This is a genomic window from Bradyrhizobium sp. USDA 4486, assembly GCF_054057995.1.
In genome coordinates, this window is sequence record NZ_JBSRZV010000001.1 from 1,956,849 (window position 1) to 1,982,720 (window position 25,872).

Genomic DNA, 25,872 nt, shown 5'->3' on the forward strand with positions numbered 1-25,872 from the left:
GCTGATGGAGCAGCAGGGGGCTGACGATGTACCGGTCATTTATCTCCACGAGATAAAGCGGCAGTACTTGCAAGGCGAGGTGCCGCTGACGATCCTCGACGGCGCCAAGCTCGCGCTGTGGCCGGGCCAATCCGTCGCGCTGGTGGCGCCCTCGGGCTCGGGCAAGTCGACGCTGCTGCACATTGCGGGGCTGCTCGAGGCGCCCGATTCCGGCGAGGTCTACGTCAACGGCGCACCGACCTCGCAACTGCCGGACATCGAGCGCACCCAGCTGCGCCGCACCGACATCGGCTTCGTCTACCAGTCGCACCGGCTCCTGCCGGAGTTCTCGGCGCTGGAGAACGTGATGCTGCCGCAGATGATCCGCGGCCTGAAGAAGTCGGAGAGCGTCAAGCGCGCCAAGGAGATCCTCGGCTATCTCGGCCTCGGCGACCGCATCACCCATCGGCCGGCGGAGCTGTCGGGCGGCGAGCAGCAGCGCGTTGCGATCGCGCGCGCGGTCGCGAACGCGCCGCGCGTGCTGTTTGCGGACGAGCCGACCGGCAATCTCGACCCTGGCACCGCCGAGCACGTGTTCCAGGCCCTGATGCAGCTGGTCAAGGCGACCCAGGTCTCGATGCTGATCGCGACCCACAACATGGAGCTCGCCGGCCGCATGGACCGGCGGGTGTCGCTGTCGAACGGCCAGGTGATCGAGCTCGAGTAACCAAGCAGCGAAAACAACCCCATGCACAGTAGGCGGCCGTGGCCGGCTGCGATCGGGGTGACGTCTCCCAGCCATCTGACATCGCAGGCCTATCCGCTGCGACGGCGCATCGCCGCAGCGGGAGGGCCATCTACGGCTTTATCACCGTCATGTTGAACGCGCCCGCATGGGCGGCCGCATAGTCCACGGCCTCGTTGGCGTGGTCGAGATCGAATGCCGTCGTCTCGAAGTGATCGAGACGCAAGAGGCCGGCGCGGACCAGCGCGATCAGGCGAACCGCAGCATCCGGCGGATACATCCAGACGCCGTGAATCGTGATGCACTCGCGCATGATCCAGTTGTAGGGCAGCTCCAGCCCGGGGCCGCCCTGCATGTTGACGCCGCCCATCAGCACGACACGGCCATTGGGCCGCACCGTCATGATCGCGGCGCGGACCACCGTGGTCGAAACGGAGGGCGGCATGATGTCGAACGCGCAATCGATCGGGCCGGGTGCCGCGCGCTTCATCAGCTCGCGGTCGTCGTTCTCGTTGCCCGTCAGCTTCACCGGCCTGACCCGCGCGCCATGGCGACGCACGAGCTCGGCGAGCATCTTCTCGTTGCGGCCCGGCGCAACGACGCAAGCCGCACCCATCGCGAGCGCCACCGCCACGGCTGCGCTGCCGAAATTGCCGGTCGCGCCGCTCACCAGGACTGTCTCGCCGGGCTGCAGCTTGGCGGCGAGGAAGCCGCCATAGGGTACCAGCAGTGTGCCCAGCGCGCACCATTGCGTCACCTCTTCCGCGCTGATTTCGCCGAGCCGCGTCACGTTCTCCGTCGGCACTCTCATTCGCTGGGCAAAGGAACCGTCGTGAAAATACTTCTGCAGCCGCATGCCGCCTTCGCCGCGCGCGCTGACGCCCTGCAAATGAATATCGGGAGCGATCGCGTCGTCGCGCGAGCGGACGGTCGGATCGCAGAGGACCCAGTCGCCGACGGACAGTTTGGTTGAGTCCGGGCCAATCGCGCGCACGCGTCCGACCCCGCCGGCTCCTGGAACGGCGGGCAGATCCAGCGCGTATTTGCGTTCGCCGCTGAACACTTCCTTGGAATAGGACAGGACGCGGGTGGCGACGACGTCGACGATCACCTCGCCGGTGCCGAGCACGGGGTCGGGGACGTCCTCGATCGCAAGCGGGGATCCGAAAGATTTGAGTACGGCAGCCTTCATGATGTTGACCTTCGTTCGCACCTCATTTGTGAGGTGTACGGACTATGCGAGGGCTTTCGCGATGCAGGAAGGCCTGGTATTATCCTAGTATTCCACGGGCCCTCCATCACGGGAACACTTCATGGCCGATCCCCGCCGCGTCGAATTCGGCGACTTCCTGAGGTCTCGCCGCGAAAAGTTGTCGCCGAAGGCCGTGGGCCTTCCCGCGGGCCAGCGGCGGCGCACCGCGGGGCTGCGCCGCGAGGAGGTCGCCCAGCTCGCCGGCATCGGTGTCGACTGGTACATCCGTCTCGAGCAGGGCCGCACCGTCAGCCCGTCGGTCACAACGGTCGATGCGCTGGCGCGGGCGCTGCGGCTCAGCAAGACCGAGCATGCGCATCTCAAGGACCTCGCGCGCGACAGCAACAAACGTCCCTTCACCCGCGAGGTGGTACCGCCGGCCATTCGGCGCCTGGTCGAAAGCCTGCCGCATCCGGCCTACATCACCGGGCGGCGCTGGGACGTGCTGGCGTGGAACGCAGCAGCCGAGGAGATCTTCGCGTTCGGGCGGCTGCCCGAAGAGGACCGCAACACACTGCTGTTGATGATGACCGACAAGAAGGCCCGCAAATCCTACGGGGCAGGCTGGGCTGACGTCGCCAAACGCATGGTCGCGATGTTTCGCGCCACGCACGATGTCTGGGCCGGCGATCCCGCCTTTGCGGAGTTGCTGACGCGCTTGCGCGAGGGCAGTCCCGAATTCGTCAAATGGTGGGGCGCGCATGAGGTGCACGGCACCTTGTCGGGCCGCAAGACCTTGACCCACCCGACCAAGGGCGTGCTGCATTTCGAGCACACCAGCTTCCAGGCCAACGACGATCCCGCGCTGAAGCTCGTGATCTATACGCCGGTGAAGGAGGCGAGCTGACGCCCGGCCTTGATTCAGTCTTACGATTGACCAGCAGGCTGTGCGCGCCCTTGCGGTTTGCGGCGGCCCGGCCGTTTCTCGCGACGATGGTCATCATGCCTGGCGTTCGAGGATCGCAAAGAGCCTCTCGCAAGACGCCTCGAGGTGCTTTTGCGGAGACGTGGCGACGCCCAGCAGCAGTCCCGGCTGCGCTGATGCCTTCGATGCATACCACAGCGATAGCGGCGTAGGCGCCAGTCCGAACGATGCCGCTTCCCGGGCGATGGAGAGGTCGGATGTGCCGTTCGGCAGCCGCAGGACTGCGGCCAATCCTGCAAGTGCGGCATTGGCGGTGCGGACGCGGAGCAGTTTCAGCAACGCATCGGCTTGCGCTGCGTAGGCCCGCTTGGTGCGCCGGAGATGCCGCAGATAATGACCCTCGCGGATGAAATCGGCCATCGCCAGCTGCACCGCGGGCCCGGCCGCCGGGGCGAGGCAGGCCGCAACTTCGGCAAAACGCGAGGCGAGAGCGGCTGGCGCAACGACGAAGCCGAGCCGTAACGTCGGCGTCACGGTCTTGCTGAAGGAGCCGATGTGAATGACGCGGCCCGCGCGGTCGAGCGAGGCGAGCGCCGGCGTGGCGCGGCCCTTGAGCTGAAGCTCGCTCAGATAGTCGTCCTCGATCACCCAGGCCTTGCCTTGTGCGGCCCAGTCGAGCAGGCGTGAGCGTCGTTCCAGCGACAGTGTCGATCCGAGCGGCGCCTGCTGTCCCGGGGTCACGACGGCGAGCGCCGCATCAGGGGCATGTTGCAGCCCGTACCCGACGTCGATGCCGTCAGCATCGACCGGGATCGGTGCGACCGATAATCGCGCGAGCTCGAGGCCGCGGCGGGTGAACGGGAAGCCCGGATCCTCCATCCACACCTTCTTCTGCTCGAGGCCGAGCACACGGAGCGCGAGGCCAAGGCCACCGCTGAAGCCGCCGGTGATGATGATCTGGGATGGCGCGCACGTGATCCCGCGCGCCAGCGCAAGGTAGGCCGCGATCTCACGCCGCAAGTCCAGCTCACCACGCGGATCCGGATAGATCGGCGGTGCGCTCATCTCGGCGCGAACCGCCTGTGCGCGCATCCGCGCCAGCAGCGTTGCGGGCAAGGTCGTCTGGCCCGGCACGCCCATCTGGAAGAAGGCCGGCCCCGCGGTGAGCTCCCGGTACATCTCCATGAACGAGCCGGGGTCTGGAGCCTTGTCCTGCCGAACAGGGAACGAGAGCCGATCCGCGACATGCGTTCCGGTTGCGCGGGCGGCGACGATCAGCTGAGCGGACGAGAGCTTTTCATAGGCCGAACGCACGGTGCCGCGCGCGACGCCAAGCTGGGCGGCGAGGTCCTGCCAGGAGGGCAGGCGGGCGCCCGGCGCGAGCACGCCGTTCTCGATCGCGGCCCTGATCCCGTTGTGGATCTGCTCAGCCAGCGGCGTCCTGGCGGACCGATCGAGTTCCAGCCGCAGCGGTTTGGTCATACGCCGTGGTACACGATTTTTGTGCGTTCTTGGTGCTTTTCCATGGACCACGGTAGGGGCACCTAGGGAGCGAGAAAAGGGCCGGGCCTTCAAGCCGATCATTAGGGAGCAAGACCATGACTGGGCGTCTCGACTACGACCGCATCGCACCGGCAGGGGTGAAAGCGTTGGGTGGCGTCTATGGCTACATCATGCAGAGCAATCTTCCCGCGACGCTGGTGACTCTCGTCTATCTGCGCGTGTCGCAGATCAACAACTGCGCCTACTGCCTCGACATGCACATGCGCGATCTGCTCAAGAGCGGGGTGAAGATCGAAAAGGTCGCGCTGCTGCAAGCGTGGCGGGAAGCCGGTGATCTCTTCGACGCGCGCGAACGCGCGGCTCTCGCATGGGCCGAGACGGTGACGCGCGTTGCGGATACCGGCGTGCCGGATCAGGCCTATGAAGCCGCCCGGGCGGTCTTCGAGGAGCGGGAGCTCGTCGATCTCACGATCGCGATCAGCCTGATGAACACGTACAACCGCATGGCGATCAGCTTCCGCAAGACGCCGCGCGCCGTGGCAGACAAGGCAGCTTGACGGGCCGCGGGCGCAATCGATCGACCTTGTTTGCAACTCAGGAGCTTGAAGATGACGAGCGTGATCTCCGGCGTGAAGATTCCCGACAGCAAGCTGGCGCGCGAGGCAGCCGAACTGGTGCGCAGTTACGAAGACGAGATGCTGTTCAACCATTCCGTCCGCGTCTACGTGTTCGGCGCGATGAAGGGACAGCGTCAGAAGCTGAAATTCGATGCCGAACTGCTCTACGTCGCGGCGTTGTTCCACGATCTCGGCCTGGTTGACCACTACCACAGCGAGACCAAGCGGTTCGAGGTCGACGGTGCGGATGCGGCGCGCGACTTCCTCCGGGCGCGCGGCATCGGCGAGGCACAGGCCGATCTGGTGTGGGAGGCGATCGCGCTGCACACCACGCCGGGTATTCCGCAATATATGCGGCCGGAGATCGCGCTTACCAACGCGGGAGTACTGGTGGACGTCGTCGGCGTTGGCTATGACGAGTACACGCCGGAGCAGCGGGAGCAGGTGATATCGGCGTTTCCGCGCGGCGACTTCAAGAACGAGTTCTTGAAGGTGCAGACCTGCTCAGCGCTGAAGAAGCCTCAGACCACGTTCGGGACGGTGAATTTCGACTACATCGAGGATCACGATCCCTCCTTCCGCAAGCCGAACGCGTGCACGCGCATCCGCAACACGCCCTGGCCAAGCTGAGCGGCCGCTACGCCACCGGATCCTTTGCACGGCTGCGGTGATCCGGCGCAAGCGGTGGCGCCGGTCGTGCTGGCGCCAAGGGCGGGGTGTTGACCACGACCGGTGCAGACCTGGCGTCTCGCCAGGCCACGATCCAGATCAGGAAACCGAGCAGCGCAAGCACGGCGCCGACAGGACCGGTCGAGGTCCAGCCCAGGCCCTCGCGAATGGCAAGGCCGCCGAGGAACGGACCGAGCGCATTCGCGGTGTTGAACGCCGAATGGTTCAGCGCGGCAGCCAGTGCCTGGGCATCGCCCGCCACATCCATCAGCCGCGTCTGCAGGATGGCACCGAGCGAGACGCTGGCGCCGATCGCGAAGACATCCGCCGCAAGCAGCCAGGGATTGCCGGCGACCAGCGGAAACAGCAGCAGCGCGACGGCCGCGAACAGCAGGATCGCGCCCGCCGTCGGCATCAGGGCGCGATCGGCGAAGCGCGGCACGAACAGATTGCCGAGGGTGGCGCCGATGCCGAATATCGCGAGGAAGAACGGCAGGACGGTGGTGCTGACTTTTGTGACCTCGATCAGCGTGGTGGCCAGATACGTATAGACGGCGAACATGCCGCCGAAACCGATGGCGCCGATCGAGAGCGTGATCCAGACGCGTCCGCTGCGGAGCGCACCGAGCTCGCGCAACGGGTCGGACTTGCCGGCCCGGTCGCGCGGCGCGAACATGGCGCAAAGCAGCACCGTCAGCAGCGCCAGCACAGAGACGAGACCAAAACTCGCGCGCCAGCCGACGGCCTGACCGATCACATTGGCCAGCGGCACGCCGATGATCGTGGCTATGGTCAGGCCGAGCATGACCTGGCCGACCGCCTGCGAGCGCCGATTTTGAGGAACAAGCGAGGCCGCGACCAGCGCAGCGATGCCGAAATAGGCGCCGTGCGGCAGCCCCGAAAGGAAGCGCGCGGCGATCATCCAGCCGAAGCCAGGTGCCAGCGCGGTGAGCGCGTTGCCGAGCGCGAACACGGCCATCAACGCCAAGAGCTGCGTCCGGCGCGCGAAGCGTGCGCCGAGCACGGCGATCAGCGGCGCGCCCAGCACCACGCCGAGCGCATATGCGCTGATCGCGTGCCCCCCGGTCGGCTCATCGATGCCGAGATCTTTCGCGAAGAACGGCAGCAGGCTCATCGATGCGAATTCGGTGGTTCCGATCGCAAAGCCGCCCATTGCGAGCGAGAACAGGACGATGGCGAGGTGAGGAGGCGCGGAGGTCGCGTTCGTACGGCGCGCGGTCGCTTGAGGCGAGGTCGTCATGTGTCCTGCATCGGTGGCGTCAACGGGAACCAGCCCAGCGAACGTCGCCACCCCTGCAAGATTTGTCCGTCGAACTTAAACCCGGATCAGTACGCGTCAACACCACAGCGGTCATGTTTGGGCGGCCGCATATCAGCATCCCGATTGGTACGTGCCAGTCTAATCAACGCGCCTCCGGCGTGGGGCAACTGGTCTCTTCTGCGCAGAGTACGGGTTCACGACGCAGCTCGCCGAACGCCCGACGGCGAGAAACTTGCACTGTTCGAGCGAGGTGTAGCGGCAATCGAAATAGCCCACCTGGCCGTAGATCTGCATGCAGACGGGATAGCTTGGATCATAGGTCTGCGCGCGCGCATGCGTGCTGACCAGCAATGCGCCAATCGCGGCGAGCGCGAGGGCGGCGCAGCGCGTCTCAGCGCAGCGGGAGATAGCCCGGCGTGAATGTGCGCGGTCGGTTCTGATACGCATAGGGATCATCGCTGGCCTGCGAAGTAGGGATTGGCGATGCAGGTCAGCGTGCGGCCCGATGCGCTCGCCTGACACTGCGCGTAGCTGTCGAACCTGCAATTGCTCAGCCCCGGCCATTCATCACCCGTGAGGCAGAACGCGTGATTGGTGCCGAACGCGCGCGCAGGCGTGCTTGCATCAAACGCGAATGTGGCGAGAGCGAGCGAAAATGTGGCGACAATGGGGAGGGTAATTCGTCCGCACATTTCAATTCTCCAATCACGCGTTTGTGCGCGCGACGTTGTTACGCGCGCAGGCGATGTATGTTCGTGTAGTGGACGTTGGAACTCATGAAAACACTTGTTTCAAAGGGCTTCCGGCGCGCGCTGCTAAACATGCATTAACGTAGCGGGGGCCTTTGGCTCTGACTGTGGCGTCGAGGTTACAGCAATTCCGCCGATCGCTGCTAAGACGACACCGCGGCCCGGGGGCCTACTGAAGAAACTGGAACGGGAATCATATGAAAAAGAATCTGTTGCTTGCTGCTGTGAGCCTCGTCGCGCTCAGCGCGACTGCGCCGGCGCTGGCTGCTGATCTCGCTGCGCGTCCTTACACCAAGGCTCCGCCGGCGGCGATCGCCACGATCTACGATTGGAGCGGCTTCTACATCGGCATCAACGGCGGCGGCGCTTCGGCGCGCTCGGAGTGGAGCCTGGTCGGCTTCGGTCCGGAAGGTTCGCACGATGCGACCGGCGGCACCGTCGGTGGCCAGATCGGTTATCGCTGGCAGTCCGGCCAGTTCGTGTTTGGCCTCGAAGGCCAGGGCAACTGGGCTGACTTCACGGGCGACAACATCAGCGCTGTGACCGGCTTCCGTAACCGCACCAAGATCGATTCGTTCGGTCTGATCACTGGCCAGGTCGGCTATGCCTGGAACAACGTGCTGGCCTACGTGAAGGGCGGCGCGGCGGTTGTCGGCAGCAAGTATGACGTCTTCACTGCCGCCGGCGCTAATATCGACACCGCCAGCGCGACCCGTTGGGGCGGTACGGTTGGGGCCGGTCTCGAAGTGGGCTTTGCCCCGAACTGGTCGGTTGGCGTCGAGTACAACCACATCTTCCTGGGCGGCAAGGACGTCACCTTCGCCAGCGGCACCGTCGACCACATCAAGCAGGACGTCGACATGGGTCTCGTCCGCCTGAACTACAAGTTCGGCGGCCCGATCATCGGTCGTTACTGATGCCGATCGCTCCACGGGAGCGATCGTCGAAAAAGCCCCGGCCTCGCGCCGGGGCTTTTTTATTGCGTGAATCCAGCGAGTTAACCATCCCGTTTTGCGAAGGCTCGGATTGCTTGACTCCGAGGAACGAAATGAGAACAATGTTCTCCATACGTTCTAGCGATGGAGCCAGCCATGTTCAGGATTTTCGTGGAAGAAGCCGCCGCACTCGCCTCGATCACGCTGTTCGTCGGGATGATCGCGATCTGGGCGCAGGTGATTCCACAGCTGTGATTCCGGTTGGGGAAAAGCCGGACGACGCGGCGAAGCGACCGCTCCGGCGTGGACTCTCGCGGCGCGACACCCCACCATTGTGAGGCGAGTCGGCCGGGCGAGTGCTGGATGCCTCCGGTGCGGGCGACCGCTCCATCTCATCTGCAAGAGGCCGTCACGCGACCATGCCGAGCGCCGGATTTGTCCACCTTCACGTTCACTCGGCCTATTCGCTGCTCAAGGGCTCGATCAAGATCGCCAAGCTCGCCGAGCTTGCGAAGAAGGACCACCAGCCGGCGCTGGCGCTGACCGACACCGACAATCTGTTCGGCGCGCTGGAGTTCTCCGACAAGATGGCGGGCTCCGGCATCCAGCCGATCGTCGGCCTGGAGCTGGCGATCGATTTCGGCGATCAGGATCCGAACGCCCGCAACGCGATGGGGCCGTCGCGCGTGGTGCTGCTGGCGGCGCAGGAGCGCGGCTATCGCAGCCTGATGCGGCTGAACTCGCGCGCCTTCCTCGAATCGCCTGACAGCCACGCGCCGTTCGTCAAATTCGACTGGCTCGACGGCGAGACCGAAGGCCTGATCGCGTTGACCGGCGGGCCGGATGGGCCAGTCTCGCTCGCGCTTGCGGTCGGGCAGGCTGAAATCGCAGCCACGCGGTGTGAGCGTCTGGCAAAACTGTTCGGCGATCGCCTCTACATCGAGCTGCAGCGCCACAACACCGACAAGGAGCGCCGCATCGAGGGCGCCTTGATCGACATCGCCTACACCAAAGGCCTGCCGCTGGTCGCAACCAACGAGCCGTATTTCGCCGCGAGCGACGATTATGAGGCGCATGACGCGCTGCTCTGCATCGCCGGCGGGCGCCTGATCGCAGAAACCGACCGCGAGCAGCTCACCCCGGATCACCGCTTCAAGACCCGCGCCGAAATGGCGGTGCTGTTCGCCGACATTCCGGAGGCGCTGGCCTCGACGGTCGAGATCGCCGAGCGCTGCTCGTTCCGTCCGATGACGCGCAAGCCGATCCTGCCGTTCTTCACGGTCGGCGCTGCGGGCAGCTCGGATGCGGCGGCGGTCGAGGCGGCCGAGCTGAAGCGCCAGGCTGAGGAGGGGCTTGCCAACCGCCTGCGCGTGCACGGACTGTCGCAGGGCACCACCGAGGAGACCTACGCCAAGCGGCTCGCTTTCGAGCTCGACGTCATCACCCGCATGAAATATGCGGGTTACTTCCTGATCGTGTCCGACTTCATCAAATGGGCGAAGTCGCAAGGCATTCCGGTCGGCCCGGGCCGCGGCTCCGGCGCAGGCTCGCTGGTCGCCTGGGCGCTGACCATCACCGACCTCGATCCGATCAAATTCGGCCTGCTGTTCGAGCGCTTCCTCAATCCGGAGCGTGTCTCGATGCCCGACTTCGACATCGACTTCTGCCAGGACCGGCGCGGCGAGGTGATCAGTTACGTGCAGCAGCGCTATGGCCGCGATCAGGTCGCGCAGATCATCACCTTCGGTACGCTGCAGGCGCGCGGCGTGCTGCGCGACGTTGGGCGCGTGCTGCAAATGCCCTACGGCCAGGTCGACAAGCTGACGAAGCTTGTGCCGCAGAATCCGGCCGCGCCCGTCACACTGGCCGCCGCGATCGAGAGTGAACCAAAACTCCAGGCCTTCCGCGACGAGGATCCGGTGGTGGCGCGCGCCTTCGACATCGCCCAGCGCCTCGAAGGCCTGACCCGGCACGCCTCGACCCATGCTGCCGGCATCGTGATCGGCGATCGTCCATTGAGCGAGCTCGTGCCGCTCTATCGCGATCCCAAATCCGACATGCCGGTGACCCAATTCAACATGAAATGGGTCGAACCTGCGGGTCTCGTCAAGTTCGACTTCCTCGGCCTGAAGACTCTGACCGTGCTCGACGTCGCGTGCAAGCTGCTCAAGCCGCGCAACATCCATGTCGATCTCGCCACGCTGCCGATCGACGACGCCGAGAGCTACCAGATGCTCGCGCGCGGCGAGGTGGTCGGCGTGTTCCAGGTTGAAAGCCAGGGCATGCGCCGCGCGCTGGTCGACATGCGCCCGGACCGTTTCGAGGACATCATCGCGCTGGTTGCGCTGTATCGCCCGGGTCCGATGGCGAACATCCCGACCTACTGCGCGCGCAAGCACGGCGACGAGGAGCCGGAATATCTCCACCCCGTGCTGGAGCCGATCCTGAAGGAGACCTTCGGCGTCATCATCTATCAGGAACAGGTGATGCAGATCGCGCAGGTGATGTCGGGCTATTCGCTCGGCGACGCCGACCTCCTGCGCCGCGCCATGGGCAAGAAGATCCGCGCCGAGATGGACAAGCAGCGCGACATCTTCGTCGCGGGTGCGGTGAAGAACGGCGTGCCGAAAGGGCAGGCCGAGACCATCTTCGAACTGCTCGCCAAGTTCGCCGATTACGGCTTCAACAAGAGCCACGCGGCGGCCTATGCGCTGGTGTCCTACCACACCGCCTACATGAAGGCGCATTATCCGGTGGAGTTCATCGCGGCGTCGATGACGCTCGATCTCAACAACACGGACAAGCTGTCCGAATTCCGCTCCGAGGCGCAGCGCCTCGGCATCAAGGTCGAGCCGCCGAACATCAACCGCTCCGGTGCGACCTTCGAGGTCGGCGACAAGGTCATCTACTACGCGCTCGCCGCGCTCAAGGGCGTCGGCACCCAGGCAATCGAGCAGATCGTCGAGGAGCGCACGAAGCGTGGGGTGTTCACCTCGCTCGCCGACTTCGCCGCGCGGGTCAATCCGCGCGCGATCAACAAGCGCATCATCGAGAGTTTAGCTGCCGCCGGCGCCTTCGACACGCTGGAGCCGAACCGCGCCCGCGTTTTCGCCGGCGCGGACGCGATCCTCGCGGCGTGCCAGCGCGCGCATGAGGCCGCGACCATCGGCCAGAACGACATGTTCGGCATGTCGGCAGACGCGCCGACCATCATGCTGCCGCAGATCGAGGCGTGGCTGCCGGCCGAGCGGCTGCGCCGCGAATACGATGCGATCGGCTTCTTCCTGTCCGGACATCCGCTCGACGATTACGCCACCGTGCTGAAGCGCCTGCGGGTGCAGTCATGGGCCGAGTTCTCGCGCGCGGTGAAGACCGGCGCCACCGCCGGCAAGGTCGCCGCGACCGTGGTGTCGCGCATGGAGCGGCGCACCAAGACCGGCAACAAGATGGGCATCATGGGGCTCTCCGATCCCACCGGCCATTTCGAGGCGGTGCTGTTCTCAGAGGGCCTTGCGCAATATCGCGACGTGCTGGAGCCGGGCGCGGCCGTGCTGCTCCAGCTCGGTGCCGAGCTCCAGGGCGAAGACGTTCGCGCCCGCGTGCTGCATGCCGAACCGCTCGATGACGCCGCCGCGAAGACGCAGAAGGGCCTGCGCATCTTCCTGCGCGACACCAAGCCGCTGGAGTCGATCGCCAAGCGTCTCGCCGGCCCTGAGATGGCGGCCAGCAACGGCGCCGCGCCGAAAATCGGCAGCCCCGGCATCGCGCCGCGCTCCAATGGCGACGGCGAGGTCTCGCTGGTGATGATGCTCGACCTCGAGACCGAGGTCGAGATGAAGCTGCCGGGGCGCTTCAAAGTCTCGCCGCAGATCGCCGGCGCGATCAAGGCGGTCGCGGGCGTCGTGGACGTGCAGCAGCTGTAGCAGCTGCTCTGCGCGATCTGATCGCCTTGCGCCGTTGCGAAACTGACTTGAACCTGACCTGAAGCTCACCTGGCGCTGACGCCGTTAACCGGGCCGCCATGCCGTCGCCTCAATCCAAGCCTTTCGTTCAACCGCCATTCAGCCAGCCGCGCGTCTGATGCGCACTTGGCACTTCAACGAACAAAGCCGGGCAAGCAAGCCATGCGTGGGACGCTCAGAGCCTTCATCTGCCTTCTCCTGCCACTCGCGGTCCTTGCCGTGGGCGCGGCGGATCAGGCGCGCGCGCAGCAGCCGGAAAAGCGCATCGCGCTCGTGGTCGGCAATGGCGCGTATGCGAAATCGCCGCTGGCGACAACCGCGAACGATGCCGGCCTGATCGCGCAGACACTGCAGGCGGCGGGCTTCGACGTGGTCGGCGCGCGCGATCTCGATGGCGACACGCTGCGCAAGAGCTTTCGCGATTTCATCCAGAAGGCCCAGGCCTCGGGCCCCGGCACCGTCGCGATGATCTATCTGGCCGGCTACGGCGTGCAGCTTGCAGGCGAGAACTATTTCATCCCGGTCGATTCGAACATCAGCCGCGACACCGACATTCCGACCGAGGCCCTGCGCATCAGCGACTATGTGCGCCAGCTCGCGTCGATCCAGCTCAAGGCCAATATCGTCGTGCTCGATGCGGCTCGCGCCCAGCCCTTCATCGAAGGCGGCCAGCCGATCGCCAGCGGCCTGGCGCTGGTCGAGCCCGAGCCGAACATGCTGATCGCCTTCAACGCCGCGCCCGGCACGGTCGCGCCGGAGGAGCCGGGGCCCTACGGCATCTACGCCCAGTCGCTGGCCGAGATGATCCGCACCGGCGGGCTGGCGCTGCCCGACGTGTTCGACCGCGTCCGCCTGCGCGTCAACGAATCCTCCAAGGGCGCGCAGGTGCCCTGGAACGAGCAGAAGACCTCGGCGCAGTTCTCGTTCTTCGAGCGCGGTCCCGATGCACCGCCGCCGGAGGTTGCGCCCGACCAGGTCGCCGCGATCCGGAGCAAGCCGATCCGCGATCTCGGCGTGCAGGATGCCTATGCCGCCGCGCTCGCGCGCGACACGCTGCCGGCTTACGAGGAGTTTCTCGCGGCCTATCCCGGCGATCCCTTGTCGAAGCGCGTCATGGCGATCGTGGCGGCGCGCCGCGAGGCGATCACCTGGCGGCGGACTTATCGCGCCGACACGCCGGATGCCTATTGGTCCTATCTGCGCCGCTATCCGCGCGGGCCGCACGCCGGCGACGCACGGCGCAGGCTTGCGATCCTGACCGCGCCGCTCGAGCCGCCGCCGAGCTTCGCCATGCTGGATTACGACGTGCCGCCACCGCCGCCGGAGGAGGTGGTCTATGTCGACCGTCCGGTGCTGTACTTCAGCGACCCTGATTTCGGCTTCGTGCCGCCACCTCCGCCGCCGGTCTATTATCTGCCGCCACCGCCGCCGGATTTCGTCGTGCTGCCGCCGCCGCTGCCGGTGGTCGGGCTGTTCGTGCTGCCGCAGCCGGTGTTCGTGCCGATCCCGGTGTTCGTCCGCCCGCCAATCTATGTCGCGCCGCCGCCGAACAACATCATCTACCAGAACATCCACAACACGACCGTCATCAACACTGTGATCAACCGCCCGCTGACGCCGCCGCCGGGGGGCGGCGTCGGAGCGGCCAGCCTGGCGCCGGCGGTGGCCGGCCGCGCCAACCCCGCAGGTCCGGCGGTGCCGCAGGCCGTCGCCCAGCGCGCCGCCTTGATCCAGCAGGGCAAGGCGCCGATGCCGCAGAGCGCGACGATCCAGCCGACGGCAAGGCCGGGGACGTCCCCGGCGACGCGGGCAAATGTCGCACCGACCGCGGCGCCATCCCCCGCGCCGCCGGCCAGATTGCCTCAAGCCAACACATTGCCGGTTCCCGGAGCCCAGGGCGGTCCGCCCGCGCCGTCAACGGGGACCCCACCCGGCGGCAAGCCCGCGCCCACCGCGACGGCACCCGGCACGACAGCGCCGGTGCATCCGGGGGCGGCGACCGCCACGGGGGCCGGCACAACGCCGTCGGCCCATCCCGGTGCGCCCACGACGACTGCTCCGGCTACTGCCGTCACGCCGACGAACCCGACTGCTGCGCCTGGCCAGGCGCCGAAGCCGCCGGTCGCGGGAGCGCCGGCCGTGACCGGGCCTGCGGATCGCGCCAAGTCCGCAACCCGCGAGCCGGCCGCCTCGGCGCCACCCCCTGCCGGAACATCTGCGCGCCCCGCCGGACGACCGGCCGCGCCACCACCTTCCGCTGCGCACGAGCCGGTGAGGCCGCAGCATCTTCCGTCGGCAGCACCAGCGCAGGCGACCCGCCCCTCGGCGCCAGCACCGCGGCCCCAGGCGGTGGCGAGGCCGACGCCTGCGCCGCCGGCAGCCGCCGCACGCCCGGCACCACCGCCTCCGCCGCGCGTCGCATCGCCTCCACCTGCCCGGGTGGCTCCGCCTGTAGCGGCCGCGCGGCCTGCGCCTGCGCCGCCGCCACCGGCAGCCCGGCCGGCGCCCCCGCCGCCACCGCGGATGGCGGTTGCCCCGCCACCGCGGCCGGCCGCACCGCCGCCGCGTCCCGCGGCGCCGCCCGCCGCCGCGAAGAAGTGCCCGCCCAACCAGCCGAAGTGCTAGGGCAGGGCGGAAGCCTCGCGGAAGCAGCCTTCGGCGGGCGAAAACCGCCCCCGAATGGCCCTTATTTCCTTGCTTCTGGCCGAAATGGCGCTATATAGCGCGCCATCTCACACGGAAACATGGCTCACAAGGCCGTCCGGTGGCAGCCGGGGCGAGAACGCTCCGTTTTGCTCACACGTTTCCGGAGGAACCAACCGGAGAATTAGAACGATGGCACTGCCCGATTTCACTATGCGTCAGCTGCTCGAAGCCGGCGTGCACTTTGGTCACCAGTCTCACCGCTGGAATCCGAAAATGGCTCCCTTCATTTTCGGCACCCGCAACAACATCCACATCGTCGATCTCGCCCAGACCGTGCCGATGCTGCACCAGGCCCTTCAGGCCGTCAGCGACACGGTTGCCAAGGGCGGCCGCATCCTGTTCGTCGGCACCAAGCGCCAGGCGCAGGACGGCGTTGCCGATGCGGCCAAGCGCTGCGCGCAGTATTTCGTCAATTCGCGCTGGCTCGGCGGCACGCTGACCAACTGGAAGACGATCTCGGCCTCGATCAAGCGCCTGCGTCATCTCGACGACGTGCTCTCGGGCGGTGAGGCCAATTCCTACACGAAGAAGGAGCGCCTGACGCTTCAGCGCGAGCGCGACAAGCTCGACCGCTCGCTCGGCGGCATCAAGGACATGGGCGGTCTTCCCGACCTGATCTTCGTGATCGACACCAACAAGGAAGACATCGCGATCCAGGAGGCCCAGCGCCTCAACATCCCGGTCGCCGCGATCGTCGACACCAATTCAGATCCGAAGGGCATCACCTATGTGGTGCCGGGCAATGACGACGCCGGCCGCGCCATTTCGCTGTATTGCGACCTGGTCGCGCGCGCCGCGATCGACGGCATCTCGCGTGCCCAGGGCGATTCGGGCATCGATGTCGGCGCTTCGGCCCAGCCGATCGCCGAAGAGCTGCCGGCCCCTTCCTCGAGCGGCTTCCAGGGCCTTGCCGGTCCGCGCGGCACCGCCGACGACCTCAAGAAGCTCCCGGGCGTGTCGGGTGCGATCGAGAAGAAGTTCAACGACCTCGGCATCTTCCATTACTGGCAGCTCGCCGAGCTCGACCACGACACCGCGCACACGATCGGCGAAGAAGTCGGTCTGCCGAGCCGCGCGGATGCCTGGGTGGCCAAGGCCAAGGCGCTGACCGCGGAAGCGGAATAGTCAAAACGAGCGGTGGATTGGCCGGACCGGATCCGGCCACCATTTCATTCAGTTGACGCGAATTCCTGAGATGGACCGCGGCGGGGCAATTAGTGCCACGCCGCGGCAAACCGGCAGGCAAGAAGGATTTTCAACGATGGCAACGATCACAGCTGCGATGGTCAAGGACCTGCGCGAGTCGACCGGCGCGGGCATGATGGACTGCAAGGCCGCGCTCACCGAGACCAATGGCGACATGGAAGCGGCGCAGGACTGGCTGCGCAAGAAGGGCCTGTCCAAGGCCGCCAAGAAGTCCGGCCGCGTCGCCGCCGAGGGTCTGATCGGCGCGCTCACCAAGGGCACCAAGGGCGTCGTGGTCGAGGTCAACTCCGAGACCGACTTCGTCGCGCGCAACGGCCAGTTCCAGGGCCTGGTGAAGATGATCGCCCAGGTCGCCTTCGACGTCGGCGCCGATGTCGAGAAGATTAAGGCCGCCAAGGTCGGCGACGTCACGATCGAAGCTGCGATCAATGACGCGATCGCCACCATCGGCGAGAACATGACGCTGCGCCGTGCCGCCGCGCTTGAAGTCAGCCAGGGCGTAGTGTCGCACTATGTGCACGGTGCCGTCATCGACGGCGCCGGCAAGATGGGCGTTATCGTGGCGCTGGAATCGCCCGGCAAGGCCGACGAGCTCGCAGCGCTCGGCCGCCAGATCGCGATGCATGTCGCCGCCACCAACCCGCTGGCGCTCGATCCGTCCGGCCTCGATCCGGCGGTCGTCAAGCGCGAAAAGGACGTGCTCGCCGACAAGTACCGCCAGCAGGGCAAGCCCGAGAACGTGATCGAGAAGATCGTCGAGTCCGGCCTCAAGACCTACTACAAGGAAGTCTGCCTGCTCGAGCAGGCCTTCATCCACGACACCGGCAAGTCGGTGGCGCAGGCGGTGAAGGAAGCGGAAGGCAAGGTCGGCGGCGCTGTGAAGATCGCCGGGTTTGTGCGCTATGCTCTCGGCGAGGGAATCGAGAAGCAGGAAAGCGACTTCGCAGCCGAGGTCGCGGCGGCCAGCGGCAAGAAGTAAGCGCCGGAACGTTCCTTCCGGCCGTGCCGCCGGAAGCGGCGCCCGGACAAGGAAAGTGCTCATGACTGATCCGGTCTATCGTCGCGTCGTGATCAAGCTGTCCGGCGAATATCTCGCGGGACAGCAAGGCTTTGGCATCGATCAGCCGACCATGGACCGGGTTGCGGACGATTTGATCGCCGCCCGCCAGCTCGGCACCGAGGTTGCGGTCGTGATCGGCGGCGGCAATATCTTTCGCGGCGTCGAGGTGTCCTCCCGCGGCGTATCACGCCCGACCGGCGACACCATGGGCATGCTGGCCACGATGATGAACTGCCTCGCGCTCGAAGCCACGATCGAGCGCAAGGGCGCGCCGGCGAGGGCTCTCTCGGCCTTTGTCATGCCCGAGATCTCCGAGCTTTTTACCCGCGCGGCGGCGCACAAATATCTCGCCGAGGGCCGAATCCTGCTGCTCGGCGGCGGAACCGGCAATCCGTTCTTTACCACCGACACAACGGCGGTGCTGCGTGCCGCCGAGATCGGCGCCCAGGCGGTGCTGAAGGCGACCAATGTCGACGGCGTCTACTCGGCCGACCCCAAGAAGGATCCGACCGCCACGCGGTTCGACCGGCTGACGCATTCCCAGGCGATCGAGGGCGGCTACAAGGTGATGGATGCGACCGCCTTCGCGCTTGCCCGCGAGACGTCGCTGCCTATCATCGTGTTCTCGATCGCGGAGCCGGGTTCGATCGGCGCGATTCTGCGTGGCGGCGGCCACGGAACCATCGTCGCCGGCTGACGGCTCGTCTGACGCGCCCCAAAAAGGCAGGGTCGCGGAGAGGTCGCCGGGATTTTGAAGGAGAAACGTGATGGCCACGGGTAATTTCGACCTCAACGAAGTGAAGCGCCGCATGCAGGGCGCCGTCCAGTCGCTCAAACACGAGCTTGGCGGCCTGCGCACGGGGCGCGCCTCGGCCTCGATGCTCGATCCGGTGCAGGTCGATGCCTATGGCAGCCACATGCCGCTCAACCAGCTCGCTACCGTCAGCGTGCCGGAGCCGCGCCTGATCTCGGTGCAGGTCTGGGACAAGTCGATGGTCAAGGCGGTGGAGAAGGCGATCGTCGATTCCAATCTGGGCCTCTCGCCCGCGACCGAGGGCCAGGTGCTGCGCCTGCGCATCCCCGAGCTCAACGAGGAGCGCCGTAAGGAGCTGGTCAAGGTCGCGCACAAATATGCCGAAGCCGCCAAGGTCGCCGCGCGCCATGTCCGCCGCGACGGTCTCGACGTTCTCAAGAAGCTCGAGAAGAATCACGAGATGTCGGAGGACGATCAGAAGCGTCATGCTGACGAGGTGCAGAAGGCGACCGACGGCACCATCGCCGAGATCGACCAGCTGCTGGCCGCCAAGGAAAAAGAAATCCTGACTGTCTAAAGCACGATGAATGGTCATCGTGCTTTAGGTTATTGTTCGCGCATGATCTCTTCGGAAGACCGCTTCGCACTTTGCGCTAACGCGGCCCTTCGGGTCCGGATCATGCTTTGAGGCCGACATCATGTCCAACGCCGCCGCGCCCGCAACGGAAGGACCCGACCGGTCCGATGCGCCTGCGCATGTCGCCATCATCATGGATGGCAACGGGCGTTGGGCGGCCGCGCGCGGCCTGCCGCGCGCGGAAGGGCATCGCCGCGGTGTCGAGGCGTTGCGCCGCGTGGTGCGTGCCTCGCACGAGCTCGGCATCCGCTATCTCACCATCTTCTCGTTCTCGTCGGAGAACTGGTCGCGCCCGGCGAGCGAGATCGGCGATCTGTTTGGCTTGCTGCGGCGCTTCATCCGCAACGACCTGGCGAGCCTGCATCGCGATGGCGTCAAGGTGCGCATCATCGGCGAGCGGGACGGGCTCGAAAGCGACATCTGTGCGCTTCTGAACGAGGCCGAGGAACTGACGCGCGACAACACGCGCCTGACGCTCGTGGTTGCCTTCAACTACGGCTCGCGCCAGGAGATCGCGAAAGCGGCGCAGAAGCTCGCGCGCGAAGTTGCAGAAGGAAAGCGCGACCCTGATACGATCGACGCCGAGGCGCTGGGCGCGCATCTCGATGCGCCCGACATTCCCGATCCCGATCTCATCATCCGCACCAGCGGCGAGCAGCGCCTGTCCAACTTCCTGATGTGGCAGGCGGCCTACAGCGAGCTCGTGTTCGTGCCGATCCATTGGCCCGATTTCGACAAGGCGGCGCTGGAAGGCGCGATCGCCGAATTTGCCAGGCGCGAGCGCCGTTTCGGCGGTCTGGTCGCGAAAACCGCCTCGTGAGCGAACCCGACGCCGCATCGGCGGGCGAAAAGCCGACCCCGAGCAATCTCGTGATGCGGGTTCTCGCAGCGCTGGTGCTGGCGCCGCTCGCCATTGCGCTCGCCTATGCCGGCGGCTGGCTGTGGGCGCTGCTCGTCACCCTGGTGTCGATCGGTCTGTTCGCGGAATGGCTGATGGTGGTGGGGGCGGGCTCGACCGCGCTGACCGGGGCGGGGACGATCGCCATCGCCATGATGGGCTTGTGCGTGGCCGCCGGCGCGCTCAAGACCGCGATCGTCGTCGGCTTCATCGGCGGCGCGATCGTGACTGTGATCGCACGCGGCAAGTTCGTCTGGGCCGCGACCGGCTTCGCCTATGCGTCGGCGGCGCTGCTCGCCTCGATCCTGGTGCGGAAGGATCTCGTCAACGGCTTCTCCGCGCTGATGTTCGTGCTGCTGGTGGTGTGGGCGACCGATATCGGCGGCTATTTCGCGGGGCGCAGCATCGGCGGGCCGAAGCTGTGGCCGCGCGTCAGCCCGAAGAAGACCTGGTCCGGCGCGCTCGGCGGCTTCGTGGCCAGCCTTGCGGTCGCAGGCGGGTTTGCGGCCTGCGGGATCGGCAAGGCCGTTCCGCTGCTGCTCGTCAGCGCCATCCTGTCGGTGGTATCGCAAGCCGGCGATCTGTTCGAATCCGCGGTGAAGCGCCGCTTCGGCGTCAAGGATTCCAGTCACTTAATTCCCGGCCATGGCGGCCTTATGGACCGCCTGGACGGCTTTGTTGCCGCCATCCTGATGGCATGGATTGTCGGCTTTGTTCGCCATGGTGTGCATAGCGCCGGAAGCGGTCTTATGGTTTGGTGAGGATATGAGCGCAGTCCCATTGCGTAACAACAGGCTTGCTGCGTCCGACGTCCGCAGCGTCACGGTTCTCGGCGCCACCGGCTCGATCGGCGACAGCACGATGGATTTGCTGCGCGCCTCGCCCGAGCGCTACCGCGTCGAAGCCTTGACCGCGAACGGCAACGTCGCGGCGCTCGCCAAGCTCGCGAAGGAATTCTCCGCGCGCTATGTCGCGATCGCCGACACCTCCAAGCTCCCCGAGCTCAAGGCTGCGCTCGCCGGCACCAGCACCGAATGCGGCGCCGGCGAAAGCGCGGTGATCGAGGCCGGCGCCCGGCCGGCCGATTGGGTCATGGCCGCCGTCAGCGGCGCCGCCGGACTGAAGCCGGCGCTCGCCGCGGTCGATCGCGGCGCCCATGTCGCGCTCGCCAACAAGGAATGTCTCGTCTGCGCCGGCGATTTCTTCATGCAGCGCGCGGCGAAAGCGGGCGCCTGCATCCTGCCAGCCGATTCTGAGCACAACGCGCTGTTTCAGGCCTTGGCATCGGGCAATCGCGACGAGCTGGTCCGCGTCATCATCACGGCCTCGGGCGGCCCGTTCCGCACCTGGAAGCCGGCCGACATCGAGCAGGCGACGCTGGAGCAGGCCCTGAAGCATCCGAACTGGAGCATGGGCCAGAAGATCACGATCGATTCGGCCTCGATGATGAACAAGGGCCTCGAGGTGATCGAGGCGTCCTATCTGTTCGCGCTCTCGCCCGACGAGATCGATGTTCTCGTGCATCCGCAGTCTATCATCCACGGCATGGTCGAGTTCTCCGACCGTTCGGTGATGGCCCAGCTCGGCGCGCCCGACATGCGCACGCCGATCGCGCACTGCCTGGGCTGGCCGGACCGGATCAAGGGGCCGGCGGCAAAGCTGGACCTCGCCAAGATCGGCCAGCTGACCTTCGAGGCGCCGGACTTCGAGCGCTTCCCCGGGTTGCGCCTGGCCTTCGATTCGCTCCGGACCGGGAAAGGGGCGACCACCGTCTACAACGCCGCCAACGAGGTCGCGGTCGCCGCCTTCATCGCCGGCAAGATCCGGTTCGGCGCGATCGCGCGGCTGGTGGAGGCGACGCTCGATGACTGGATCCGCGGCGGCAACCAGGCGCCGATGACCTCCGCCGATGATGCAATCTCTGTTGACCATGTTGCTCGAAATAGAGCTGCCGCCCTATTGCCTCAAATTGCCTTAAAGGCATCCTAGATGGCTTGGGCCAGGGCCTTGCGGCGCTGGATAAGGGGAATCGATGATCGACTTTTTCGTCCATAGTTTCAATGCCTTGAGCCATGGGCTTCTCGGCTACGTGGTTCCCTTCCTGTTCGTCCTGACCATCGTCGTGTTCTTCCACGAGCTCGGCCATTTTCTGGTCGCGCGCTGGGCAGGCGTTCGCGTGTTGACCTTCTCGCTCGGCTTCGGACCAGAGCTGGTCGGTTTCAACGACCGCCACGGCACGCGCTGGAAGATTTCGGCGATCCCGCTCGGCGGCTACGTCAAGTTCTTCGGCGACGAGAGCGAGGCCTCGACCCCGTCGGCGGAGACGCTCGCGGCCATGACCGAGGAGGAGCGCGCCGGCAGCTTCCACCACAAGAAGGTCGGTCCCCGCGCCGCCATCGTCGCGGCCGGCCCGATCGCCAATTTCATCCTGGGCGCGCTGATCTTCGCCGGCATGGCGCTGTACTACGGCAAGCCGAGCACGATCGCGCGCGTCGACGGCGTCGTCGCCGACGGTGCGGCGGCTGCGGCCGGCTTCAAGATCGGGGACGTTGTCGTCCAGATCGACGGCAAGCCGATCGAGAGCTTCGCCGACATGCAGCGAATCGTTGCGATGAATGCTGGTTCCGCGCTTACGTTCCAGGTGAAGCGGGATGGCGCCATCGTGTCGCTGACCGCCACTCCGGCGCTGCTCGAGCGCAAGGATCCCTTCGGCAACAGCCACCGCGTCGGCGTGCTTGGCGTCGAGCACAAGTCGCAGGCCGGGGAGGCCTCGACCGCTCCGGTCGGCATCGGCGAAGCGCTCAAGATCGGCGTCGAGCAGGTCTGGTTTATCATCACCAGCACGTTCAAGTTCCTGGGCTCGCTGTTCGTCGGGCAGGGCAATCCCAACGAGGTCAGCGGCGTCCTGGGAATCGCGAAGATGTCGGGGCAGGCGGCGAGCGCCGGGTTCCAGTTCGTGATCAACCTGTGCGCAGTGCTGTCAGTGTCGATCGGCCTGTTGAACCTGTTCCCGATTCCCCTGCTCGATGGCGGTCATCTTATGTTCTATGCGGCCGAAGTGGTGCGCGGCAGGCCCCTGTCCGAACGGACTCAGGAGATGGGGTTCCGAATCGGACTCGGTTTGGTGCTGATGCTGATGGTGTTTGCGACCTACAACGACATCCTTCGGATGGCGGCTTCCTGATAGGGGCTTTTTTGTGGCGCGAACGATGGCGTTGCTGTTCAGCAACGTCTTGGAATGAAATTGAAATTGCGGCGCGCTCGGCCGTTTGCGGCGTCGGTGAAATTGGCTACAAGCGGCCCTGAACTTGGGGAATCTCCCGGACCGGCGTTGGGGTTGGGTCTGGTACGGAATGATAAGGGCGCGTTGCGCATGAAGTTTGGACTGCGACTCCGGGGGGGCTTGCTCGCAACCCTGATCATGTTCGGCGCGCCGGTGGTTGCCCCGGTCGGGGCTGTTTTCGTGTCTTCGTCTGCGCTCGCTCAGACCGTTCAGTCGATTTCCGTCGAAGGAAATCGCCGTGTCGAGGTCGAGACGATCCGCTCCTATTTCAAGCCGGGTCCGGGTGGCCGCTTGGATCAAGCCGCCATCGACGACGGCCTCAAGGCCCTGATCGAGACCGGCCTGTTCCAGGACGTCAGGATCAACCGAGGCCCCGCCGGCCAGATCATCGTCTCCGTTGTGGAAAACCCGGTGATCGGCCGTATCGCCTTCGAGGGCAACAAGAAGATCAAGGACGAGCAGCTCACCGCCGAGGTCCAGTCCAAGGCGCGCGGCACTTTCTCCCGCGCCATGGTGCAGTCCGACACGCTGCGAATCGCCGAGATCTATCGCCGGTCCGGCCGCTACGACGTGCGCGTCACGCCTGAAATCATCGAGCAGCCGAACAACCGTGTCGACCTGATCTTCACGATCGAGGAGGGCGCCAAGACCGGCGTCAAGTCGATCGAGTTCGTCGGCAACAACGCGTTCTCGTCCTACCGCCTGCGCGACGTCATCAAGACGCGCGAATCGAATCTGCTGAGCTTCCTCGCCAGCGGCGACATCTACGATCCCGACCGCGTCGAAGCCGACCGCGACCTGATCCGCCGCTTCTATCTCAAGAACGGCTTTGCCGACGTGCAGGTCGTGGCCGCGCTCACCGAATACGATCCCGAGAAGAAGGGCTTCAACGTCACCTTCAAGATCGAGGAAGGCGCGCAATACCGCGTCGGCGCGGTCGATTTCCGCTCCAGCATCCCGAACTTCGATCCCACCTCGATGCGCGCCTATTCGCGCGTCAATGTCGGCTCGCTCTACAACGTCGAATCGGTCGAGAAGTCGGTCGAGGAGATGCAGATCGAGGCCTCGCGCCGCGGCTACGCCTTCGCCGTGGTCCGCCCCGGCGGCGACCGCAACTTCGAGGCGCACACCGTCTCCGTCGTGTTCAACATCGACGAGGGCCCGCGCACCTATATCGAGCGCATCAATTTGCGCGGCAATACCCGCACGCGCGACTACGTGATCCGCCGCGAGTTCGACATCTCAGAGGGCGATGCCTACAACCGCGCGCTGGTCGATCGTGCCGAGCGGCGCCTGAAGAACCTCGACTACTTCAAGAGCGTGAAGATCACGACGGAGCCCGGCTCCTCGAGTGACCGCGTCATCCTGATCGTGGACATGGAAGAGAAATCGACCGGCGACTTCTCGATCTCGGGCGGTTACTCCACCACCGACGGCGCGCTGGCCGAAGTCTCGATCTCTGAGCGCAACCTGCTCGGCCGCGGCCTGTTCGCCAAGGCGGCGGTGACTTATGGCCAGTATGCCCGCGGCTACTCGTTGTCGTTCGTCGAGCCGTATCTGCTCGACTACCGGGTCGCGCTCGGCCTCGACCTCTACCAGCGCCAGCAGCTGTCCAACAGCTACATCTCCTACGGCACCAAGACGCTCGGCTTCTCGCCGCGCCTCGGCTTCTCCTTGCGTGAAGATCTCGCGCTCCAGCTGCGCTACTCGATCTACCAGCAGGAAATTTCGCTGCCGGGCTACCTTGCGAACTGTAACAACGTGCAATTCCTGCCTGATGGCACGCCGAATCCTGCGTTCAACCCGAGCCCGGCCTTCTCCAACGCAACTGGTATCCCCCTTGCCGCTTCGACCAACGGCCTGGGCTGCTATAGCGATGGCGAAGCCTCGCTGCCGGTGCGCAAGGAGCTCGCTGGCGGCAAGACCCTGACTTCGGCGCTCGGCTACTCGCTGACCTACAACACGCTGGACAACAACAAGAACCCGACCGACGGTCTGCTCATCGACTTCCGTCAGGACTTCGCCGGCGTCGGCGGCGACGTCTCCTACCTGAAGTCGGTGATCGACGCGAAGTACTACGCTCCGCTGGTGTCCGATATCGTCGGCCTCGTGCACGTGCAGGGCGGCATGCTGAACCAGATCGGCAACAAAGATCTGCGCATGCTCGATCACTTCCAGATGGGCCCGAACCTCGTCCGCGGCTTCGCGCCGAACGGCATCGGTCCGCGCGACATCAATCCGTTCGACACGCAGGACGCGCTCGGCGGCACCAAGTACTGGGGCGCTTCGCTCGAATTGCAGATGCCGTTCTGGTTCTTGCCGAAGGAAGTGGGCCTGAAGGGTGCGGTCTATGCCGATGCCGGCGGTCTGTATGACTACAAGGGACCGACGACGTGGAGCGTGACCGGCGAAACGACCACGCCAGCCAACTCGAACTGCATCCCCTCGACCACCAATCCGGTGACCGCGGGAACCTGTACCGGCCTGATCTATGACGACAGCAAGGTGGTCCGCTCGTCGGTCGGTGTCGGCCTGATCTGGCAGTCGCCGTTCGGACCGCTGCGCTTCGACTACGCCGTGCCGCTCACCAAGGGCAAGTACGACCGCACGCAGGAGTTCCGGTTCGGCGGCGGTACCACGTTCTAATTCGATCAGCAGGGCATGATCCGGCCCCAGTTGGGGGCCGGATGCCAAAAAGATCGTGCTCAATCCATGAGATGAGGCATGATGCGGCCTAGCCGCTTCATGCCGAAGCCGGACCGCGACGGGG

General features: G+C 65.8%; 20 protein-coding genes and 1 pseudogene. 16 read left to right on the forward strand and 5 right to left on the reverse strand.

Going from position 1 to position 25,872, the window contains the following annotated elements:
• The first annotated feature begins 4 nt into the window (after nt 1-4).
• Nucleotides 5-706, forward strand: a complete 702-nt coding sequence (locus ACVWY3_RS09615; RefSeq protein WP_456838226.1) for an ABC transporter ATP-binding protein — start codon at nt 5-7, stop codon at nt 704-706.
• Between the two features lie 130 nt (nt 707-836).
• Here the strand turns inward: ACVWY3_RS09615 and ACVWY3_RS09620 are convergent, their stop codons facing one another.
• A complete protein-coding gene (locus ACVWY3_RS09620) occupies nt 837-1,916 on the reverse strand; it encodes an alcohol dehydrogenase catalytic domain-containing protein (protein WP_456838227.1) in 1,080 nt (359 codons plus the stop codon).
• A 121-nt stretch (nt 1,917-2,037) separates the two neighbouring features.
• Here ACVWY3_RS09620 and ACVWY3_RS09625 point away from each other — a divergent pair, with 121 nt between their 5' ends.
• Nucleotides 2,038-2,823 carry a helix-turn-helix transcriptional regulator gene (locus ACVWY3_RS09625; RefSeq protein ID WP_456838228.1) on the forward strand — a complete coding sequence of 262 codons (786 nt, stop codon included), beginning with the start codon at nt 2,038-2,040 and terminating at the stop codon, nt 2,821-2,823.
• Between the two features lie 93 nt (nt 2,824-2,916).
• On the opposite strand, the gene pdxR is transcribed toward ACVWY3_RS09625, so the two are convergent.
• Nucleotides 2,917-4,323 carry a MocR-like pyridoxine biosynthesis transcription factor PdxR gene (gene pdxR / locus ACVWY3_RS09630; RefSeq protein WP_456838229.1) on the reverse strand — a complete coding sequence of 469 codons (1,407 nt, stop codon included), beginning with the start codon at nt 4,321-4,323 and terminating at the stop codon, nt 2,917-2,919.
• 116 nt (nt 4,324-4,439) lie between these two features.
• Here pdxR and ACVWY3_RS09635 point away from each other — a divergent pair, with 116 nt between their 5' ends.
• Both ACVWY3_RS09635 and ACVWY3_RS09640 read left to right on the forward strand, forming a co-directional pair.
• Nucleotides 4,440-4,901, forward strand: a complete 462-nt coding sequence (locus tag ACVWY3_RS09635; protein WP_456838230.1) for a carboxymuconolactone decarboxylase family protein — start codon at nt 4,440-4,442, stop codon at nt 4,899-4,901.
• Between the two features lie 51 nt (nt 4,902-4,952).
• Nucleotides 4,953-5,591, forward strand: coding sequence for an HD domain-containing protein (locus tag ACVWY3_RS09640; protein ID WP_456838231.1), 639 nt, complete (start codon nt 4,953-4,955; stop codon nt 5,589-5,591).
• 7 nt (nt 5,592-5,598) lie between these two features.
• Here the strand turns inward: ACVWY3_RS09640 and ACVWY3_RS09645 are convergent, their stop codons facing one another.
• The 3 genes and pseudogenes from ACVWY3_RS09645 to ACVWY3_RS09655 form a co-directional block, all read right to left on the reverse strand.
• On the reverse strand, nt 5,599-6,891 hold the full coding sequence (locus ACVWY3_RS09645) for an MFS transporter (protein WP_456838232.1): 1,293 nt from the start codon (nt 6,889-6,891) through the stop codon (nt 5,599-5,601).
• Nucleotides 6,892-7,050: 159 nt separating this feature from the next.
• Entirely contained in the window at nt 7,051-7,359 is a 309-nt protein-coding gene (locus ACVWY3_RS09650) for a DUF3551 domain-containing protein (protein WP_456838233.1), read from the reverse strand.
• Nucleotides 7,304-7,604 (reverse strand): annotated as a pseudogene (locus ACVWY3_RS09655) (DUF3551 domain-containing protein). Before ACVWY3_RS09655 ends, ACVWY3_RS09650 begins: the two are co-directional and overlap by 56 nt.
• A 254-nt stretch (nt 7,605-7,858) precedes the next feature.
• Between ACVWY3_RS09655 and ACVWY3_RS09660 the strand changes: the two are divergent.
• From ACVWY3_RS09660 to bamA, 12 genes are all read left to right on the forward strand, one after another.
• Complete coding sequence (locus ACVWY3_RS09660) at nt 7,859-8,578, forward strand: outer membrane protein (RefSeq protein WP_456838234.1); 720 nt, start codon at nt 7,859-7,861, stop codon at nt 8,576-8,578.
• A 437-nt stretch (nt 8,579-9,015) separates the two neighbouring features.
• The gene (dnaE, locus tag ACVWY3_RS09665; RefSeq protein WP_456838235.1) at nt 9,016-12,519 is read left to right on the forward strand and encodes a DNA polymerase III subunit alpha; all 3,504 of its coding nucleotides are present in this window, start codon (nt 9,016-9,018) and stop codon (nt 12,517-12,519) included.
• 201 nt (nt 12,520-12,720) lie between these two features.
• Nucleotides 12,721-15,183, forward strand: a complete 2,463-nt coding sequence (locus tag ACVWY3_RS09670; protein WP_456838236.1) for a caspase family protein — start codon at nt 12,721-12,723, stop codon at nt 15,181-15,183.
• Between the two features lie 210 nt (nt 15,184-15,393).
• Nucleotides 15,394-16,389 carry a 30S ribosomal protein S2 gene (locus tag ACVWY3_RS09675; protein WP_456838237.1) on the forward strand — a complete coding sequence of 332 codons (996 nt, stop codon included), beginning with the start codon at nt 15,394-15,396 and terminating at the stop codon, nt 16,387-16,389.
• 136 nt (nt 16,390-16,525) lie between these two features.
• Entirely contained in the window at nt 16,526-17,449 is a 924-nt protein-coding gene (gene tsf, locus ACVWY3_RS09680) for a translation elongation factor Ts (RefSeq protein WP_456838238.1), read from the forward strand.
• A gap of 61 nt (nt 17,450-17,510) precedes the next feature.
• Nucleotides 17,511-18,227 (forward strand): UMP kinase, encoded by a 717-nt coding sequence (pyrH, locus tag ACVWY3_RS09685; protein ID WP_456838239.1) that lies wholly within the window; start codon nt 17,511-17,513, stop codon nt 18,225-18,227.
• A gap of 70 nt (nt 18,228-18,297) precedes the next feature.
• The gene (gene frr, locus ACVWY3_RS09690; RefSeq protein WP_212432439.1) at nt 18,298-18,861 is read left to right on the forward strand and encodes a ribosome recycling factor; all 564 of its coding nucleotides are present in this window, start codon (nt 18,298-18,300) and stop codon (nt 18,859-18,861) included.
• A gap of 121 nt (nt 18,862-18,982) precedes the next feature.
• Nucleotides 18,983-19,741, forward strand: coding sequence for an isoprenyl transferase (locus ACVWY3_RS09695; protein WP_456838240.1), 759 nt, complete (start codon nt 18,983-18,985; stop codon nt 19,739-19,741).
• The gene (locus tag ACVWY3_RS09700) at nt 19,738-20,580 is read left to right on the forward strand and encodes a phosphatidate cytidylyltransferase (protein WP_456838241.1); all 843 of its coding nucleotides are present in this window, start codon (nt 19,738-19,740) and stop codon (nt 20,578-20,580) included. Before ACVWY3_RS09695 ends, ACVWY3_RS09700 begins: the two co-directional genes overlap by 4 nt.
• Nucleotides 20,581-20,584: 4 nt before the next feature.
• Entirely contained in the window at nt 20,585-21,808 is a 1,224-nt protein-coding gene (dxr, locus tag ACVWY3_RS09705) for a 1-deoxy-D-xylulose-5-phosphate reductoisomerase (protein ID WP_456838242.1), read from the forward strand.
• A 43-nt stretch (nt 21,809-21,851) separates the two neighbouring features.
• Complete coding sequence (gene rseP, locus ACVWY3_RS09710; RefSeq protein ID WP_456838243.1) at nt 21,852-23,003, forward strand: RIP metalloprotease RseP; 1,152 nt, start codon at nt 21,852-21,854, stop codon at nt 23,001-23,003.
• A gap of 189 nt (nt 23,004-23,192) precedes the next feature.
• Nucleotides 23,193-25,748: an outer membrane protein assembly factor BamA gene (gene bamA, locus ACVWY3_RS09715; RefSeq protein ID WP_456838244.1), complete on the forward strand. Its 2,556-nt coding sequence runs from the start codon at nt 23,193-23,195 to the stop codon at nt 25,746-25,748.
• Nucleotides 25,749-25,872: the final 124 nt, after the last annotated feature.

What these genes read in the sequence shown, in the direction of transcription:
- pdxR (WP_456838229.1), bottom strand. Translation starts at nt 4,323, where the DNA reads ATGACCAAACCGCTGCGGCTGGAACTCGATCGGTCCGCCAGGACGCCG.
- ACVWY3_RS09660 (WP_456838234.1), top strand. Translation starts at nt 7,859, where the DNA reads ATGAAAAAGAATCTGTTGCTTGCTGCTGTGAGCCTCGTCGCGCTCAGC.
- bamA (WP_456838244.1), top strand. Translation starts at nt 23,193, where the DNA reads ATGAAGTTTGGACTGCGACTCCGGGGGGGCTTGCTCGCAACCCTGATC.
- frr (WP_212432439.1), top strand. Translation starts at nt 18,298, where the DNA reads ATGGCCACGGGTAATTTCGACCTCAACGAAGTGAAGCGCCGCATGCAG.
- ACVWY3_RS09615 (WP_456838226.1), top strand. Translation starts at nt 5, where the DNA reads ATGGAGCAGCAGGGGGCTGACGATGTACCGGTCATTTATCTCCACGAG.
- ACVWY3_RS09695 (WP_456838240.1), top strand. Translation starts at nt 18,983, where the DNA reads ATGTCCAACGCCGCCGCGCCCGCAACGGAAGGACCCGACCGGTCCGAT.
- ACVWY3_RS09650 (WP_456838233.1), bottom strand. Translation starts at nt 7,359, where the DNA reads ATGCGTATCAGAACCGACCGCGCACATTCACGCCGGGCTATCTCCCGC.
- ACVWY3_RS09670 (WP_456838236.1), top strand. Translation starts at nt 12,721, where the DNA reads ATGCGTGGGACGCTCAGAGCCTTCATCTGCCTTCTCCTGCCACTCGCG.
- ACVWY3_RS09635 (WP_456838230.1), top strand. Translation starts at nt 4,440, where the DNA reads ATGACTGGGCGTCTCGACTACGACCGCATCGCACCGGCAGGGGTGAAA.
- dxr (WP_456838242.1), top strand. Translation starts at nt 20,585, where the DNA reads ATGAGCGCAGTCCCATTGCGTAACAACAGGCTTGCTGCGTCCGACGTC.
- rseP (WP_456838243.1), top strand. Translation starts at nt 21,852, where the DNA reads ATGATCGACTTTTTCGTCCATAGTTTCAATGCCTTGAGCCATGGGCTT.
- tsf (WP_456838238.1), top strand. Translation starts at nt 16,526, where the DNA reads ATGGCAACGATCACAGCTGCGATGGTCAAGGACCTGCGCGAGTCGACC.
- ACVWY3_RS09620 (WP_456838227.1), bottom strand. Translation starts at nt 1,916, where the DNA reads ATGAAGGCTGCCGTACTCAAATCTTTCGGATCCCCGCTTGCGATCGAG.
- ACVWY3_RS09640 (WP_456838231.1), top strand. Translation starts at nt 4,953, where the DNA reads ATGACGAGCGTGATCTCCGGCGTGAAGATTCCCGACAGCAAGCTGGCG.
- ACVWY3_RS09625 (WP_456838228.1), top strand. Translation starts at nt 2,038, where the DNA reads ATGGCCGATCCCCGCCGCGTCGAATTCGGCGACTTCCTGAGGTCTCGC.
- pyrH (WP_456838239.1), top strand. Translation starts at nt 17,511, where the DNA reads ATGACTGATCCGGTCTATCGTCGCGTCGTGATCAAGCTGTCCGGCGAA.
- ACVWY3_RS09675 (WP_456838237.1), top strand. Translation starts at nt 15,394, where the DNA reads ATGGCACTGCCCGATTTCACTATGCGTCAGCTGCTCGAAGCCGGCGTG.
- dnaE (WP_456838235.1), top strand. Translation starts at nt 9,016, where the DNA reads ATGCCGAGCGCCGGATTTGTCCACCTTCACGTTCACTCGGCCTATTCG.
- ACVWY3_RS09645 (WP_456838232.1), bottom strand. Translation starts at nt 6,891, where the DNA reads ATGACGACCTCGCCTCAAGCGACCGCGCGCCGTACGAACGCGACCTCC.